Genomic DNA, 17,461 nt, shown 5'->3' on the forward strand with positions numbered 1-17,461 from the left:
AACGACCCACAGTCTGCAGGAACGCCATTGGACTCGCTTCGCTTAAATGGGGGAGCCCACGCGTCGCCGCGTGGGCTCCTTGCGGATTGCTGCCGGTATTAGCCATCAGCTCCTCCTGTACGAACGAAGAGGGACTGCGGCATCAGTTCATGCCGCGCATTTGCTGGTGCATCAGTAAGAAAACGTACTCACGATGGCTGTCCAGTAGGTCACCGTTGAATTCACGGGGCCTGTCGCGGACTTGTTGGGGCCTGGAGAACAGTCGCTGGATCTTTTTGATCATGTGTGTCACCTCCTTCCGAGGGTCTTTGGCAGCTTGGCTTGCAGGCTGCGAACTGGATGGTGCAGGCGTGGTGATCGTCATGGTCTCTGGGCTTTCAGCAGGAATTAGGCACAACAAATAGAGCCGTTTATGGTCGCGACAATAAACGCCTGAATTTAGGCAAAGAAATGCCCGGTGCTAATTAATAGAGTTCGCAGAATGCGAAAATGGGGCCCCTGAGGCTGGCGCTGCAGACCCAACAAGAAGCTGGTTCCGAACTATGGGTGCTGCGCAACCGAGGGGTTCCGCCTGGACCAGATGCTGACAACCGGCCACCCTGACGGGGCGGCTAGTAGGTGACTATTGCTCCACTGATGCTCGGCATCAGCAGCAATAGGCTTTAGGAGTCAGTTCGTCGGTCAAGATGGCGCGCATATGCGACAGGGGCCGGGAACGCGGTGATGGTCATCTTCCATCCGCTAGTCAAAGTAATCATTTCTCCCAACCTCCTTTTCCGCTAAGCCGTTGCACTGACTGACTCGCCAGGCAAACGCGCGCCTTGACCCCGGCGAGACGCTCTGGGGTCAGAAATAAAATTACACTATGAATGCATCAGTTCGCCACTGAATGGGGAAACATTTCAAATTCTTTTGTAACTAAAGCCTTCTAGAGGCCCCAGCGCACAATTGCCGGAGTCTTCTTATCCCAGCCCAATGTGCAGACTTTCGCGGTACCCAATATGAAGTGGCGTCCTTCGGTGGGTGCCAGTTCGAGCCAGCGGGCGGTAAGGATCCGGGAAAAGTGCCCGTGGGCGACGATCAGCACATTATCCAGGCCTGATTCGAGGACCCTCGCCACGATCTTGTCGGCGCGGGCCGCCACTTCGTCCAGGGTTTCCCCGTTGGGCACCCCGTGCGTCCAGATCAGATAGTCAGGATTGTCCTTGCGGATCAGGTCCGAACTGATTCCTTCATAGTCGCCGTAGTTCCACTCCACGGCGAGGGGCTCGTGCTGCGCGTCCGGGAATCCTGCGAGCTCGGCGGTGCGGCGGGCACGGCGCAGCGGGGAGGTCAGGACCAGGTCGAAGTCCACCTGGTCCAGCACTTTGCGAGCCTCTACAGCCTGCTGCTCGCCCTCCACCGTGAGCGGCAGATCGGTCAGGCCCGTGTACTGGCCGCTCTTGGACCACTCCGTTTCGCCGTGGCGCAGGATCCAGAGCTGAGGCCGGGGGGTCATGGCAGAAATGTTCATTTGGGCTCCTCAGTAGCGGAAAGTTCGACGTCGGCAGGAGACTCATCGGCCTCCGGAACCGGAGGTGCTGCTTCGGGCTGCTGCGCCCACCAGGCGAGCAGCCTGGCCTCGGCATCGTCCGGCTGCAGGGGGCCATGCTCCATCCGTTCCTCCAGGAGGAACTTGTAGGCACGGCCAACGACTGGCCCCGGTTTGAGGCCCAGGATGTCCATGATCCGGGCACCATCGAGGTCGGGGCGCACGGCGTCCAGGGATTCCTGCTCGCGCAGTGCTGCGATGCGGGCCTCAAGGTCGTCGTAGGCGAAGGCGAGGCGCTCGGCTTTGCGCTGGTTGCGGGTGGTGACGTCCGAGCGGGTCAGCCGGTGCAGGCGCTCAAGCAGCGGACCGGCATCCGTGACGTAGCGGCGGACGGCAGAATCGCTCCAGCCGGCATCGCCGTAGCCGTAGAAGCGCATGTGCAGTTCCACCAGGCGGGCCACGGCTTTGATGGTGTCGTTGTCGAAGCGCAGTGTCTTCATCCGCTTCGCAGTGAGCTTTGAGCCCACCATGTCGTGGTGGCGGAAGCTGACCGCGCCGCCCGGTTCAAAACGCCGCGTAGCCGGCTTGCCGACGTCGTGCATCAACGCCGCGAACCGCAGCACAAAGTCCGGAGCCGGCACGTCGCCGTCGGCATCGGTTTCAAGGGCAGCCGCTTGTTCCAGGACCTGCAGCGAATGCTGGTAAACGTCCTTATGGCGGTGGTGCTCGTCCGATTCAAGCCGCAGGGCGGAGACTTCGGGCAGCACGTACTCTGCCAGGCCGGTGTCCACCAGGAGGTCCACGCCGGTCCGGGGGTTGGCGCCGCAGATGAGCTTGACCAGCTCATCGCGCACACGTTCGGCGGAGATGATCGTGATCCGCTCGGCCATTTGGCTCATGGCGAGCCGGACGTCGTCATGCACGGAAATCCCCAGCTGGGAGGCAAACCGTGCGGCGCGCATCATGCGGAGGGGATCGTCGGAGAAGGAGGCCTCCGGGGAGCCGGGGGTGGCCAGGACGGAGCCGTGGAGGTCCCGCACGCCGCCGAAAGGGTCAATGAGCTCCAGCGAGGGCAGGCGCAGTGCCATGGCGTTAATAGTGAAGTCGCGGCGCAGCAGGTCATCGGTCAGGGAGGAACCGAACGCCACCACTGGCTTCCGCGACTCCGGATCATAGGCCTCGGCCCGGTAAGTGGTGATCTCGATCTGGAAGCCGGCTTTCCGCATGCCGATGGTTCCGAAGGCGCGGCCAATCTCCCAGTAGTTGTCCGCCCACTTCTTAATGAGGCCCACCGTCTGATCCGGAGTGGCATCGGTAGTGAAGTCCAGGTCCGGCGACGTCCGCCCCAGGAAAAGGTCACGGACCGGGCCACCCACCAACGACAGCTCGTGGCCTGCGTCGACAAACCGCTGGCCGAGCTCCAGGACCACCGGGTCAACCTGGAAATCGACGGTGTGGGATTCAGTCTTGTGATGTACGTGCGCCATAGTTACTTAAGCTTGGCAGAAACCAGAGCGTTGGCAGGCCAAAATCTCGTGAAGATCACGCCTAATCGTTCCGGCGGGGGCAAAGTGCGTCATACGCAGTCCATCCTGATGTCATGTTCCGGTCATCAGGAACGGGCAAGAGTCGTTAGAGTGGACTTCATGGCCCATCCCGTACCGAGCGCTCCCGGCAGGAGGACAAACCCACCGTTGCCATCGGCAATCGGTGCCCATGTCGCGCCCGCCCAGCACTCGGCACCGGCCTCGCTTCCAACTGTGGAGGAGATCAGCGCCGGCGGGGTAGTAGTGGACACTTCCGACGGCGACCTCAAGGTTGCGATCATCGCCCGCCTTAACAGGGGCGGACGGCTCGAATGGTGCCTGCCCAAGGGGCACCCGGAGGGCAAAGAAAACAACGAAGAGGCCGCAGTCCGCGAAATTGCCGAGGAAACAGGCATCGAGGGCGACATCCTGGCGCCGCTGGGCAGCATCGACTACTGGTTCACTGTCAGCGGACATCGCGTGCACAAGACCGTGCACCACTACCTGCTGCGCGCCACCGGCGGCGAACTCACCATCGAGAACGATCCCGACCAGGAAGCCGTGGACGTCGCTTGGGTACCTATCCAGGAACTCGCGCGGAAGCTCTCCTTTCCCAACGAACGGCGCATCGCCGACCTCGCGCGGGAAGTCCTGCCCGAACATCTTTGAGTAGTCCATCGCGCGCGCACCGCGGCCGCGGCTTCCCGCTGCGTTGCGGCAATATCGGCTTCCGGGTGAGACGATGAAGTCGATGTCCGCTACCAACTTCCCCTCCGACAACACAGGCAATGCCGGTGAAGCCGAGCCTGCTGCCGTCCAACCCAGCGAAACGCGCTCCAGTGCCATCATGGCCGCCGGTACGCTGATTTCCCGCTTCCTGGGGTTCGGCAAGACCTGGATGCTCGGCATTGCCCTTGGACTCGGGTCCACTGTTAACGACACTTTCATCAACGCGAACAACCTTCCCAACCTGATCTTCCTGCTGGTTGCGGGTGGCGTTTTTAACGCCGTACTGGTGCCCCAGATCATCAAGGCAAGCAAAGCGCCGGACAGGGGAGCGGACTACATCAGCCGGCTGCTGACCCTGGCTGTGCTCCTGCTGCTGGGGCTCACGGCCCTGGTGACCCTTGCAGCCCCATGGGTAATTGAACTGACCACGCAGGGTTACTCGCCACAGCAGAAGTCGCTGGCGGTGGCTTTCGCGTTCTGGTGCCTGCCACAGATCTTCTTCTACGGCCTGTACGCGCTGCTCACCCAGGTCCTTAACGCCAACGGAGCCTTTGGCCCTGCCATGTGGGCACCCATCCTGAACAACCTCGTGGCCGTCGCTGGCCTGGGAATGTTCATTTGGATCTTTGGGGCCAACATTGCCAACCCGCACACGCTGGAAAACTGGGGTTCTTCGCAGACCCTTCTTGTGGCGGGGTTTTCCACCATTGGCGTGGTGGCCCAGACCGCGATCCTGCTGGTGCCGGTATTCCGTCTAAAGCTCAAGCTGCGTCCGCGGTTCGGCTGGCGGGGAGTAGGACTTGGCCAGGCGGCAAAACTCAGCGTGTGGACACTGCTGACGGCCGCCGTCGGGCAGCTCGCCTTCCTGTATGTCATGCGTATCGCCACAATTCCCGGAGCCGAGCGGCTCAGGCTTCAGGCTGCCGGTGATCCGGCTGCCGCCATGCTGCCCGGCAACGCCGTGCTGGAGGTGGCCAGCCAGCTGTACCTGCTGCCGCACTCCATCATTGCCATTTCGCTGGCCACAGTCCTGTTCAACCGGATGACCCGGGCCTCCCAGGACGGCAACCGGGACGAGCTCCGTGATGCCCTTTCCCACGGACTGCGAACCATGGCTGTCGCCACTGTTTTTGGCGCGCTGGCCCTCTTCGCCCTGGCGGGACCGCTGGGCATGTTCTTCTCGGGCGGCCCCCGGCAGGACGGCGTGATGCTGGCCCAGACGCTCACGCTCCTGGCCCTCAGCACGCCCTTTATGAGCGCAAACTTCATGATGTCCCGTGTCTTCTACGCCAATGAAGATGCACGCACACCGTTCTATATTCAGCTCCTGCTGGCCCTTGTCTATGTTGTGGGCGCCTTCGCCATCCAGTTCCTGCCCGTCGGCCAGATCATCTACGCCATCGCCATCCTCTATATGGTGGGCAACATCCTCTCGGTGGTGATCAGCGCCTATTTCCTGCGCCGGCTGCTGGGACACCTCGACGGTCCGCGGATTGCCAATTCGTATATCCGGATGGGGTACGCCGCGCTGGGATCCGCCGTTGCGGGCGCCGGCGCGTTATGGCTGATGGGCAGTTACAGCCCGGACGGCTTTGCCTGGACCAACCAGGCAACCGCACTGGTGACCCTCATCGTCGTCGGACCCATCATGCTGGTGGTCTACGTTTTCCTGCTCAAGATCTTCCATGTCTCGGAGTTGCGCGACCTTCTCCGCCCGCTGCTGGGACGCCTTGGTCGGTCCAAGTCCGCCGCTCCCACTGACTCCGGTCCGGAGACGCCGCCGTCGTCCGGTTCAGGGGGAGCCCACTCCGGAACGGGACGTCCGACGCCGGAACGCGCCACGGTCTCGGTGGACACCGGCCTGATTCCCCGGATTTCCGGCGAGTTTGACGCCGTCTCTTTCCGGGCGGGGCCAGTGCCGGAGCCGTCACGGGACCACGCCCCCCACGCCGTTCCTCCTCCAGCCGACTCCGACGACGGATCCGGCGGTGGATACTTGCCGGCGGAAGACGTGCCCGGCACAGCCAGGCGGGGCCTGCTGCGGGACGAGATCCCGTTGCCCGGCCGGCGGACCTTCCAAGGGCCAGCGGGGCAGAACCCCCACTTCAAGCCGCGACGGCCACGAAAAAAGTGACATAGCCGGGGTTATCAGCTGCCTGTCTCCACCGGCCGCCACAGCCCATCGGCTAGGATCGAAAGTGAACAAGGGTTGTTGCAGTCAAGCGTCAGCCGGCCCGCCGGCAGGCCCTGGAACGGCAGTGGCACCATCCACAAGCCGGCAATTTCCCGGACAGTCTAGGAGGAACACGTGTCCCACCCGATCGATGTTGGATCAGTACTCGGCGGCCGCTACAAGGTCACAGCCACGGTATTGACTTCACACGACCAGGATCTGGTGCTGGACGGGGTGGACCAGGTTCTCAACCGTCCAGTCAGCATTCTGGTCGCCGGCCCGGAAAATACCGAGCAGGTTGCCCAGAGTGCCCGTGAAGTTGCCACCGGTGAACGGCCCGGCACCGTCCAGGTCCTTGATCTTGGTGTCACGGAGGCAGCCACCTACCTGATCACCAATCACACTTCCGCCGCAGACCTGCTGGACCTTGTGGTCGCCTCCAACCCGCCGTACGTAGAGCCGTTTTTCACGGATACGCTCGGAAGTGAAATCTTTGGCCAGGCACGGTCACATGAACCGGAACCGTACGACGACGAAGAGAACGTCGACGCCGGCTACATCAAGTATTCGGATGATCACCCAAGCCAGGTCGACCCTTACCGGGCCAACCAGCCGGTGGTTCCGCCTAAGCCGCCCGCCCGGCCCGCTTCGTCCCCTGCTGCTGGCGCGGCCGCTGGAGCGGCCGGCGCTGCTGCCGCCGGCGTTGCCGCTTCCGGAGCCGCGTCCCAGCATGTCACCTCCCCACAGCCGCTCCAGCCGAACGGCCGGCAGCCCAATGTGCCGGTAGCCGGGGGCTCCGGTTCCGCGAACAGCACCAGCGCGGCCTCACCCAAGGTCTCCCTGTGGAATGAAGAGGACTACAACTACGGTACGGACCAACAGGAAGCCGCCTATGATGAGCCGGCAGCGACCGCCGCACCCCGCCAGGCGGATCGTTCCTCTGGGAAGTTCCCCGCTTTTGCCCGTTCTGCTGCGCCCGCAGCGGCAGCGACATCCTCCGCCCCCGCAGACGAACCCGAAACCTACTACGACGACGACGAGCCCGAGCGCGAGCCCCGCTCCATGCGCTGGCTGGTCGGGGGCCTGCTCGCCGTGGTCCTCATTGCTGGACTCGTCTTCGCTGTGACCAATCTGGGAAGCCTGTTCCGCTCTGATCCACAGGCAAACACCACTGCCACTGGCTCAAACGCGGCTCCTTCGGAATCCGGTCCGGCCAACCCGACCGCTACTTCGACTGCGCCAGCTGCACCTCCCGCCATCGAGGGCATTACCCGCCAGGGTAATTTCGATTTTGCCGCCACCTACGATGTGGACCTGGTGAAAGCGTTTGATGGCAATGCCGCCAGTTACTGGTCTGACATGGAGTTTGCCACTGAGGGATGGGGCGGGCTAGCTCCTGACGGTGTGCCGCTGTTCATTAAGCTGAAGAGCCCGGCCACTGTTTCTTCTATCACGCTGACCCAGCTGGGAGCATCCGGCGGTAACATCAGCGTGTTCACGAACGACCGGCCATCATTGGATGGCGCCAAGCAGGTGGGGACCAACAGCTTCACCTCCACCGATCTGACCATGCCCCTCGCTGAACCTGTTGACGCCCAGTACGTCATTGTGTCCATCAAGTCTTTGCCCAAGCTGGCTGCGCCTAAGACGCGATATGGCTACGGCATCCGTCTTGCCGAAATCAAAATCCAATAGTTCACGCGTTCTTGTCGTTGCAGTCGAGCCGCGCCAGTTCCCCTTCACTCTTGGGGTAACAGGCGCGGCTCTGCTGTCTGCAGACGGTAATCTGGTATGGCGTCGTTGTTGAGGTGACTTTGCATCGTTACCGGATGGTTCCTTCGTTTACCGGCGCCCGGAATATTCAGCAATGCGATTCAGTTGTGCCATGTGGCCACCTCCACGGGGTGGCGCATCAATTAAGGAAGAGGTTCACCGTTCAGTGAGCAACGCAGAAAACACCGCGTCCGAAGTACGTGATGTCATCATCGTCGGCTCGGGCCCGGCTGGCTACACGGCCGCCGTCTACACGGCGCGTGCCAACCTCAAGCCCTTGCTTCTGGCGGGCTCCGTCACCGCTGGCGGAGAACTGATGAACACTACCGACGTTGAGAACTATCCGGGCTTCCCCGAGGGCATCATGGGCCCGGACCTCATGGAGAACTTCGAGAAGCAGGCGGCGCGGTTCGGTACGGAGATCCAGTTCGAGGATGTCACCGCACTGCAGCTTGAGGGCGATGTCAAGACCGTCACGATCGCCACGGGTGAAACATTCCAGGCACGCGCAATTATTCTGTCGACGGGATCCGCCTACCGTGAACTGGGACTACCCAACGAGAAGCGCCTTTCCGGCCACGGCGTGAGCTGGTGTGCAACCTGCGACGGTTTCTTTTTCAAGGACCAGGACATTGCAGTCATCGGCGGGGGAGACTCCGCCATGGAGGAAGCGCTGTTCCTGACCAAGTTCGCAAAGTCTGTCACAGTAGTCCATCGCCGCGATTCGTTGAAGGCTTCGAAGATCATGGCTGACCGCGCGCTGGCCCACGAAAAGATCAGTTTCATCTGGAACAGCACCGTGGACGACGTCATTGGCGAGAACAAGGTAACGGGACTGAAAATCAAGAACCTCCTGGACGGGTCCGTTTCCGACCTCGCTGTCACCGGGGTCTTCGTTGCAATCGGCAACGACCCCCGCACTGAGCTCGTGAAGGACACTTTGGATATCACGCCCGCCGGCACCATCGCCGTCGAGGGCCGCAGCTCCAAAACCAGCATCCCCGGCGTCTTTGCCGCCGGAGACGTTGTGGACCCCACCTACCGTCAGGCCATCACGGCTTCCGGTTCGGGCTGTGTGGCAGCCATTGATGTAGAGCACTACCTCGCAGACCTTCACGCCTAATTCGCGTATCCACCCTTTGAAGAGAGAGAAAAGGTTATGAGCAACGCAAAAGACGTAACTGATGCAAGTTTCGGCACGGATGTCCTGTCAGCGGACAAGCCGGTCATTGTGGACTTCTGGGCGGAGTGGTGTGGCCCTTGCCGCAAACTGGGCCCCATCCTCGATGAGATCTCCGTGGAGTACAGCGAGAAAGTGAACGTCGTCAAGGTCAACGTTGACGACAACCCGGCCATCGCTGCTGAGTATGGCATCACATCCATTCCCGCCGTTTACCTGTTCCAGGATGGGCAGGTCAAGAACACGGTGATTGGCGCCAAGCCAAAGCAGTTCTTTGAGAAGGAATTCGCGGACGTTCTGTCCTAAGGGTTCTCGCTGGAACTGGGCTCATCGCTCAGCCGCCAACCGGATGGCCACCGCTTCCAAGCGGTGGCCATCCTCTTTTAAGCGGCTGAAGTTACTGAGGTCCACCACTTATGCCGCGATCTGCTGGGTTATGTGTCCATTTTTGGTTTAATTCGTATCGGGTTTGTTCCCCCATTCGTCCTGAGTGTCACTTTCTGGACTTGCCTGCAACAGGGGGAGCGCTGGGCAAACTTGATGAAGTTCGACTTGTGTTGGCACGGCTCCGAGCCCTTGTTTCACGTGAAACATTGTGGCCTTGAAGTGGCAAGAGATGGACTCTGTGCGGCATGCAATGGAGGGCGCCCATTCAGGTCTGTCATCATCACACCTCTGGTGAATCAGTTCCTTTGGGCTGAGCTAAAGAATGACCTGGCGCCGCACTTCCATCACGAGTCGATACTTTGACTTCATAGTCGCCGGTGGATTCCTCGCGGTGCTCTGCGACATTTTCCGAGTCCATCCAAGGCTGTCGAGCGCGTGCGGGACCCGTGGACGAACGATTCGCGCACCTCATCGGAGGTCCTTGCCAGTCGGCGTAATAGCGTGTTTCACGTGAAACATAGCGAGTCATCCCTCCTGCATACAGCGGGCCACAATTGGACGAGCACATGATCCGCGGGTTCACATCCAGTGCAACATTCCCTTGAATTCTGGCTGCGCGACACCCGCCAAGAGAATGGAAGATCGCCAAGGAACAATGGCAACAACCGGATACGGCTAACATCCAGCATACTGTGAGAATCAAACCGCCCTTTTCGACCGTTGTGCACCCTATCTGTCTGCAAGTCGCGATTACTGTTACGGTCGGTTGCTTGCCGCAAAGTCCGGTGGCAAAGTCCGGCTCTGCCGCTCGGGACAGGGGACTTGGGCCCCTCGGGATAGGGGACCGTGTCGGAACGTCGATCTGCAGCAACGGGCGCGTCCAGGTTCCTGAAACACCCGCCATAACGCCATCGTCCCCGGAGTCCACGACTACAGATTCACTAGTGCGCGGCCCAGGGCAACTCATGGCGCAGTCGCCGAGGTTTCTGAATCTGGCTGGTCCCCATCGATTCATCCTGTCTCTTGAGCCCACTACCTGAGCATTTGGTGCAAACTCTGGGCGGCTACGGAATAGCCCTACTTAATCTGGCACTAGCTCAGCCAGGCAAGCCAGCCCGATTCTAGAAAGCTACCTTCGGGCATATCGCCACTGTGGACGGGGAGGAGGACCTATCCACTGCGCGCGAGAGGCCACCACGTCCGCCGGCACCAATAATCGAAGGCACGTGTACGGCCGCCCGGCAGTACGCCGCACTTCTTTTCCACTTGCGAATTTTCGTAGGGGCTCAGCGACCCAATGGACAACGCGTCGGGTATTCTGTCCGCCTCTACTCAGCTCATCATGTCCTTGGAACCAGAACACCAGGACACCAGGACAAAGCCACCAGGGCCACGACGCCTTCCGGCTGTTTCACGTGAAACAGGACTCAAGCAGTGGCAGACGCCAACCGTGGCGGTACTACGATCGACTCTTGCTTGGCTACATCCACTTATCCCCTCAACTCGCAATTGGCTTCGTCGGCTGGCTTCGTCGGCAATGTCGGCTTGCAAGTGCGTTGACACTACTTCGCATAGCCCTAGCCCTGCACTTTGCCGAACCCAACGCCCGGGGCAGTCGGCACTACGCTGGCTCCCGGACAGAGCAGACAGCCATCCGATACGCCCTTCGGCCTTAGCTGCCGGTATGCCCCTTCGGCCTAGTGCTGCTGCCGCGGTGCATGCGACCTGCAGCCCGGCTCGGAGCTTCCGGGAGCCCTTTGGCTGCTGTTGGCGCCACGACCGTGGCCCGGACGGACGCAATGTTTCACGTGAAACACCCTAGCCGTTCTTGGCTGTAAGGAACCAAAAGCGGGAGGCACTCATGACGGAGAAAGCAGTCGCTGCGGCGGCTAGACCCCCAGACACGCACCTGCCGAATTTGCGCCGCCAAACCCACTCGCACCTGGGTACTCAAAATGAACAGTGCTGGTCACTTGAGAGCCTCACTTCCCAAACGTCATAGAAGTATCCGACGTCAGTCGGCGAGTGCACGACTCCGCTATGCCGTTCAACAGCTACCGCCCAGAGGAACGCAAGGCACCACGCCTCAAGTCCCGCAAAAGCGGGCCACATCACGTAGCGGTCAGATCTTCAACCATTCACGGCCTTCCGTCGGTCGGTTATTCAGCAGCGAACTCGTCTTACTAGACGATCGGGCCCTGGTTGCGTGGATAACCTTAGGCAACAACCTTCCACTGTCGAACCCATGTTGAGGCACTCGGAGGGGAAAGCCGCGCCAAGCATGCCGTGATCCATTCCATGGCAGTGACCGATTCTTGAACCCGCGTCTCACATACCGTTCCGCCAACGGAACAAAGCACTGACTTTGAACCAGTTAGGCTGGAGGCTCCACCTCGGTGGAAGACCAGTTTGTCAACAGGCTGCATGCTTATCCCCAGAAGTTATCCACATCATTATCCACAGGCTTATGCACAAGGTGATCTTTGAGAAATTAATCACAGGAACGCAGGACTGCCATTCCTTGTCTAGCGCCGACATGGGCTGGCGGAAGTCCCCTTGAGCAGAACCCCCATTGCCCCCACTTCTGCGCTACTATTGGGGCCCTTCAAGCCCGAAAATCAGCTCCAGTAAGCGAATATCCCGGTATTTCCGCCCGAGACGAGACAACCTAGTGTGTTTCACGTGAAACAGGCCGCCGTCCAGTGAGTAGGGACCAGCCAAAGAGAACCCAGAAAACCAATGGGGCGTCGACACCGAAGTGGCTCGCGGTATGTCCGGCCGTCTTCTATCCACAAAGTTATCCACAGCGTTATCCACTGCACAATACACAGGTCGTCCCCAGACTACGTCGACCCAAGCCTCTCGTCTAAGGGCGTCTGCCAGGCCTTCAGGGAACCAACGCCCAACTCCTCACCGGTAGCATTCATAGTTCTTTTCCGTCCGGACACATGGAGTGGACAGCTCGCCGAGTACCTCCTGGAGTCAAAGACCGCTCCGCGCCCCACCTGGGACAGGCCGGCTGGAATCGGACGAATACGTCCATCCTCCAGCCTTGTGTTGTCACGCGCTCCGGGGCCGCCAGTCCGGAGCCAACTCCTCCTCCTCCAAGCGGCAGCCCCTCCATTCCTTCGTACGGTCGCTCCGTCGGTCGTTGAGATCAGCTGTCAATTGGCGGTTCAAATCCTGCACCACGCTCGCCCGGCGCAATAGTTGTCGGGGTACTGAATCCTGCCTGCTGATTGGCCCAGCCCCATGTGGCGACGGAACGCCACGGGATCCGTAGTGAACCGACTAGGGCGTTCAAGGAGGGGGAGTGCCGATCAGCTCCCACCCCGAGGCCATGTCTTCCCCTGCATTTGCAGCGGGCAAGAATCGTTCGTCGTTAAGGTTTTTGGTCCCGGACTGCCGGACCGATCGCCCATTGTGGAGGACCGAGTCTCCAAGATCGACAATGCGATGAGATAGGGCCTGGCAGATCGGCGATGACGTGCATGGCTGGTCCGACAAAGCCGCCGGGTGGGGGACTGTCAGCCTGGCGTGCTCCCTCCACATGAGATTTCCGTTCCGAAGCGTATAGAGTGTCCACGCTCGGGTTCATCGGGACGAAGGCTGCTGAATAGCTCAACAAGAGAGTCCTCTGCATACCGTGGTTCAGTACGATCCAAGGCAAGGACCGAACCTAGCCTGCCCAGACCCCCCGAAGACGAATCAATTTGGGCAGCAAGGTGTCCGACGTCAGAAAATGGTGGCCATGGGCTCCGACGCTATGTATGTTGCCAGCTCAGCCTCTTCCCACGATGCCGGTCCCATGAGGGGCGTAGCGAACGTGAGGCCCGTAGCACGGCTGTTGGGCCGCCCAATGAGGTGGACCTTCATATCGCCCCCTCTGTGGCCCCGGGCCGCCTCCGGGACGCAGATGCGCCCTGGATGGTACGGGTAGTGATGGATCTGGGGGCCTTCAGAGACGGGCAAAGCAGACGCAGTGCCACAATGAGCGGGTATGAGTTCACTGCCCGTCCGGACCTGTGAACTTTCCGGCTGGAGTAGTCCTGTTTCACGTGAAACAATCCGCCGAAATAAGATTCCCTCAGGAAGGCCAAGGCAATCATCTGCCGCTCACGGAAGGAATGCGCATGCTTCGGCCGCGGCCCGGATACTTCTAATAGTTCTATGTTCGGATCTAGCTTATTGACGTACAGTTGCAAGCTTTGACGCCTGAGCCGGCATCCTGGGCCGAGGCAACGCATGCACTCCAATGTGCCCAGATTCTAAGTAGCCGCCAGGCTAGACGTACCCAACATCGGGGATTTCCGGCATCGGGGAGCAAGTTTCCGCCCTAGTCTCTGCATCGAAGCCGTGTCGTTTCAGGTGAAACGACAGGGGGACACTGTGGCTCGTTCTGCTCCCACGGTGCAATGCGCTGGACGAACGGTCGCAGAGATCAGGTTCCACGACATGAGAACCCTGTGTCCCAGAAGGAGCCGCGACCGTAAAGGACACAGAGAGTCCCAGCAATAGCGCCACCAAGTTGGAAGCCATGCTAGAAAGACTCTTTTCACGTCCGGATTCGATGAACTCTGGGCTCGCTTCCGGAATGTATCCGCTTGATCTCGAGAGCTTCCCGTTTTGTTTGCCGTAATAGGTCAAGGACTCACATAGAAGACAAACCTCAAAGCGGTCCTGGAACTCCAACAGAAGACGCCCGAACGTTGTGGCCATCGCGCCTCAGTGAACGGACGGAACGATGAACAGGAACCAACACATGCTGCTGGATTAAAAATGCATCCTATAAGTTTCAACTCAGCGCGTCCCGATATGCGTCCAACCTGATTCCGCCGGCTGGCCTTGGTCCCGACCAAGCACGGGGAGTGCAGCGGCCTAGAAATGGTACCCAAGAAGTCACTAATGACATGGTGCTCCCCACAACGAACTGCGCACCCCCTCGTGGAAACGAAGACAAAGAAGGGGGCCTGTTTCACGTGAAACAGGCCCCCTCATGCGTATCATTTTAGCTGTCCTGGCCCGGAGCCAAGACCTCCATGATCCTGTTTAGGTCCTCAACGCTTGCAAATTCGATGCTGACGCGTCCTTTACGCACTCCAAGCGAAATCTTGACGTTTGTATCCAGGCGGTCTGAGAGTGAAGAAGCCAGGTAATCAAGCCGTTCGTGACGGGCGCCAGGGCGCGGAATGTTGTTCTTGGCTGGCTTCGCCGGGTCCTGGTAAAGAGTGACCGCTTCCTCGGTAGCACGCACGGACATACCTTCGGCCACGATCTTCTGCGCCAGGCGTTCCATCGCTGCAGCATCGGGAAGAGCCAGCAGGGCCCGCGCGTGGCCCGCCGATAGAACACTTGCCGCCACACGCCGCTGGACCAGTGGTGGCAGTTTTAGGAGTCGGAGCGTATTGGAGACCTGCGGCCGGGACCGTCCGATTCGGTCTGCAAGCTGTTCGTGAGTGGTGCCAAAATCTTCAAGAAGCTGCTGGTAGGCCGCAGCCTCTTCCAGTGGGTTGAGCTGGCTGCGGTGCAAGTTCTCGAGCAGCGCATCACGGAGAAGGTCATCATCTGTGGTGTCACGGACAATCGCGGGGATGGTTTCCAGGCCTGCGGCTTGGACAGCCCTCCACCGGCGCTCACCCATCACCAACTCATATGGTTCACCACCGGATTCGGTTGATGTGCGCACCACAATTGGCTGGAGGACGCCTATTTCGCGGACTGAGTGAATCAGCTCCGCCATGTCATCTTCATCGAAGACGGAACGCGGCTGTTTCCGGTTCGGGTGGATGTCACCCACGGGAATTTCAGCGAACCGCGCTCCGGGCACTTCCACCAAGTCAACACCGTTGTCGATCTGCTGGGTGTCCTCGGAAATGGCAGCTGATGTCCCGGCGGGGGCCTCGTCCTCGGCAAGCTTGGGGGAGCTGGTCTTCGCGGCGGCTGTCCGCTGCTTCGACGGTTCCTTCGCAGCTGCCGGCTTAGCCTCAACTTTAGGCGTAGCTCGCGGCGCCGTCTTGGGCGCGGCCGATTTCCTGGCCGTGGGCGTGGCCTCAGTTTCAGCCTGTGCATCAGCAGCCGCGGGTTCGGCTACACCGGGCGTCCTGTCAGACGGCGTACGGTCGGCATCATCCTCAACCGAGGTGACTTTTTTCCGGCCTTCAGGAAAGAAGAGATCCACTGGCCGGGACGCTGCAGCCCCGTTACCCGACGCACTGCCAGAGGCGGAACTTGGAATGAGTGCGCCAAGACCGCGGCCTAAGCCCCGTCGCTTTTCGCTCATGGATAAATCCCTCCAGTGGTAGAGCCTGACAAAGCCCGGCTCCGGTTGTTGCAGTTTTCGAAGATTCTAGCGTTCAGCAATTTCAGCTGCGGCTTCCAGGTAAGACAGGGCTCCACTGGAGGAAGGATCGTAAGTCATCACGGTCTGCTGGTAGCTTGGCGCTTCCGATATCCGGACGGACCGTGGAACCACCGCACCCAATACCTGGTCCGGGAAGTGCTGGCGAACTTCTGCAGCTACCTGCGCCGCCAGGTTAGTCCGGCCGTCGTACATGGTCAGAAGAATTGTGGAGACTTCCAGGTCAGCGTTCAGGTGCTTCTGGATCATCTCTATGTTCTTGAGCAACTGGCTCAGGCCCTCGAGGGCGTAGTACTCACACTGGATAGGAATCAGTACTTCGCCAGCGGCGCAGAAGGCATTTACTGTGAGCAGCCCCAAACTGGGCGGGCAGTCAATGAAAATGTAGTCCAGGCGTTCTTCGCCGTTCTTGGCTCGGGCCTTGGCATAAACATCAATGGCCCGGCGGAGCCGCTGTTCGCGGGCCACAAGGGAGACGAGTTCGATCTCCGCGCCGGCGAGATGGATGGTGGCGGGTGCACAGATCAGGTTGCTGATATCAGGGCACGGCGCCACAACGTCGGCGAGCGGGAAATCGTTGATGAGGACGTCATAGATACTGTCCACATCGGCATGGTGCTCGACGCCCAGTGCTGTAGAAGCATTGCCCTGGGGATCGATGTCAATGACCAGGACGTTTAAGCCGGCCGCTGCCAGGGCTGCTGCGATGTTTACGGTAGTGGTGGTCTTGCCAACGCCACCTTTTTGGTTCGAGACCGTGAAGATCCGAGTCTTCTCGGGTTTGGGCAATTCCCTGCCCAGGAGGCGTTCCCTGCGCTTGGTCTCATGGGCAAGTTCACGGGCGATCGGGCTGGAATCGTCCATCGAGTCAAAAACATTGGTTTTACCGGAAGTGGTTGTTTCACGTGAAACAGCGGCCATCGTTGCAAGTTCAGCAACCGGATTCGGGTGAATTCCGCCCCGTCCTGGTGCGTATCCCGGCCCAGCAACTGATCGTGCTGACCCCAAAGACACAAACGGGGGAATCCGTTGTGTGGAGGCTTCGCTACTGGTCACTGGGACACACTCACTCTCGTTCAGCTTTTTGCTGCCGTTGTCTAGCCTAACCGCTTCGCCCTGTAGACCAAGGTTACCGGGGCCCGGCGCTAGGCAATCTTTTGGGACTTATTTACAACGATGCGGACCACGGTGGTGGGCTCCTCCAGGAGATGCTCACCCACCGTGACTACGGACGTCTGGACGCCACCGAGTTTCCTGATGACCTTAGCGGCTTTTTCAATTTCCTCCCCCGCGCTGCGGCCCTTGATAGCCACAACCTCACCCTTGCCGCCAAGCAGCGGAATGGTGAGTCCAGCCAGGTTACTCAGTGCTGACACCGCACGGGCGGTCACCACATCGGCATTCACATGCCCCACGGCGAGCTCCGCCCGCGTTCGCATGACCGTCACGTTGGCCAAGCCAAGGTCATCCACCACTTCCTGGAGCCAGATCACCCTGCGCTCGAGAGGCTCAATCAGGGTCAGTTCCAGGTCCGGACGGGCGATGGCGAGGCACAGTCCGGGGAGGCCTGCACCGCTTCCGACGTCGGCAACATGGCTCCCGTGGGCGATCTCACTTTCGATGACTGCGCAGTTCAGGACGTGCCGGCTCCACAGCCGCGGGATCTCACGCGGGCCGATGAGCCCACGCTCCGTTCCAGAGGTAGCCAGGTGCTCAACGTATCGCTTAGCGAGGTCCAGCCGGTCGCCGAAGATCTTCTCTGCGGCCAGCAGTTCAGCTGCCGTGATATCAACCATGATTAGCT

General features: G+C 60.3%; 11 protein-coding genes. 6 read left to right on the forward strand and 5 right to left on the reverse strand.

Annotated features, from left to right (window positions below; genetic code table 11):
- Nucleotides 1–141 precede the first annotated feature (141 nt).
- On the forward strand, nucleotides 142–219 hold the full coding sequence (locus V9L18_RS22020; RefSeq protein WP_376044905.1) for a hypothetical protein: 78 nt from the start codon (nucleotides 142–144) through the stop codon (nucleotides 217–219).
- Nucleotides 220–928: 709 nt separating this feature from the next.
- On the opposite strand, the gene V9L18_RS00195 is transcribed toward V9L18_RS22020, so the two are convergent.
- Complete coding sequence (locus V9L18_RS00195) at nucleotides 929–1,513, reverse strand: histidine phosphatase family protein (RefSeq protein WP_066288602.1); 585 nt, start codon at nucleotides 1,511–1,513, stop codon at nucleotides 929–931.
- A complete protein-coding gene (locus V9L18_RS00200; RefSeq protein ID WP_337345164.1) occupies nucleotides 1,510–3,018 on the reverse strand; it encodes a CCA tRNA nucleotidyltransferase in 1,509 nt (502 codons plus the stop codon). The genes V9L18_RS00195 and V9L18_RS00200 overlap by 4 nt, the downstream gene beginning before the upstream one ends.
- A gap of 207 nt (nucleotides 3,019–3,225) precedes the next feature.
- Between V9L18_RS00200 and V9L18_RS00205 the strand changes: the two genes are divergently transcribed.
- The 5 genes from V9L18_RS00205 to trxA all read left to right on the forward strand — a co-directional run bounded on the left by V9L18_RS00205 (nucleotide 3,226) and on the right by trxA (nucleotide 9,218).
- Nucleotides 3,226–3,726, forward strand: coding sequence for an NUDIX hydrolase (locus V9L18_RS00205; protein ID WP_376044904.1), 501 nt, complete (start codon nucleotides 3,226–3,228; stop codon nucleotides 3,724–3,726).
- Nucleotides 3,727–3,808: 82 nt separating this feature from the next.
- A complete protein-coding gene (gene murJ, locus V9L18_RS00210; RefSeq protein WP_337345165.1) occupies nucleotides 3,809–5,920 on the forward strand; it encodes a murein biosynthesis integral membrane protein MurJ in 2,112 nt (703 codons plus the stop codon).
- Nucleotides 5,921–6,094: 174 nt separating this feature from the next.
- Nucleotides 6,095–7,654 carry an ABC transporter substrate-binding protein gene (locus tag V9L18_RS00215; protein WP_337345166.1) on the forward strand — a complete coding sequence of 520 codons (1,560 nt, stop codon included), beginning with the start codon at nucleotides 6,095–6,097 and terminating at the stop codon, nucleotides 7,652–7,654.
- Between the two features lie 244 nt (nucleotides 7,655–7,898).
- Nucleotides 7,899–8,855 (forward strand): thioredoxin-disulfide reductase, encoded by a 957-nt coding sequence (gene trxB, locus V9L18_RS00220; protein ID WP_337345167.1) that lies wholly within the window; start codon nucleotides 7,899–7,901, stop codon nucleotides 8,853–8,855.
- A 36-nt stretch (nucleotides 8,856–8,891) separates the two neighbouring features.
- Nucleotides 8,892–9,218, forward strand: a complete 327-nt coding sequence (gene trxA, locus V9L18_RS00225) for a thioredoxin (RefSeq protein WP_131132027.1) — start codon at nucleotides 8,892–8,894, stop codon at nucleotides 9,216–9,218.
- A 5,089-nt stretch (nucleotides 9,219–14,307) separates the two neighbouring features.
- Here the strand turns inward: trxA and V9L18_RS00230 are convergent.
- From V9L18_RS00230 to rsmG, 3 genes are all read right to left on the reverse strand, one after another.
- A complete protein-coding gene (locus tag V9L18_RS00230; protein ID WP_337345168.1) occupies nucleotides 14,308–15,579 on the reverse strand; it encodes a ParB/RepB/Spo0J family partition protein in 1,272 nt (423 codons plus the stop codon).
- Nucleotides 15,580–15,645: 66 nt separating this feature from the next.
- Nucleotides 15,646–16,713 (reverse strand): ParA family protein, encoded by a 1,068-nt coding sequence (locus tag V9L18_RS00235; protein WP_337345169.1) that lies wholly within the window; start codon nucleotides 16,711–16,713, stop codon nucleotides 15,646–15,648.
- Between the two features lie 89 nt (nucleotides 16,714–16,802).
- Entirely contained in the window at nucleotides 16,803–17,453 is a 651-nt protein-coding gene (gene rsmG / locus V9L18_RS00240; protein ID WP_337345170.1) for a 16S rRNA (guanine(527)-N(7))-methyltransferase RsmG, read from the reverse strand.
- Between the last annotated feature and the right edge of the window lie 8 nt (nucleotides 17,454–17,461).

Origin of the sequence: Pseudarthrobacter sp. CCNWLW217 (assembly GCF_037203985.1) — a bacterium.
In the GTDB taxonomy this organism is placed as follows: Bacteria; Actinomycetota; Actinomycetes; order Actinomycetales; family Micrococcaceae; genus Arthrobacter.

What these genes read in the sequence shown, in the direction of transcription:
- trxA (WP_131132027.1), top strand. Translation starts at nt 8,892, where the DNA reads ATGAGCAACGCAAAAGACGTAACTGATGCAAGTTTCGGCACGGATGTC.
- V9L18_RS00230 (WP_337345168.1), bottom strand. Translation starts at nt 15,579, where the DNA reads ATGAGCGAAAAGCGACGGGGCTTAGGCCGCGGTCTTGGCGCACTCATT.
- V9L18_RS00200 (WP_337345164.1), bottom strand. Translation starts at nt 3,018, where the DNA reads ATGGCGCACGTACATCACAAGACTGAATCCCACACCGTCGATTTCCAG.
- murJ (WP_337345165.1), top strand. Translation starts at nt 3,809, where the DNA reads ATGTCCGCTACCAACTTCCCCTCCGACAACACAGGCAATGCCGGTGAA.
- V9L18_RS00195 (WP_066288602.1), bottom strand. Translation starts at nt 1,513, where the DNA reads ATGAACATTTCTGCCATGACCCCCCGGCCTCAGCTCTGGATCCTGCGC.
- rsmG (WP_337345170.1), bottom strand. Translation starts at nt 17,453, where the DNA reads ATGGTTGATATCACGGCAGCTGAACTGCTGGCCGCAGAGAAGATCTTC.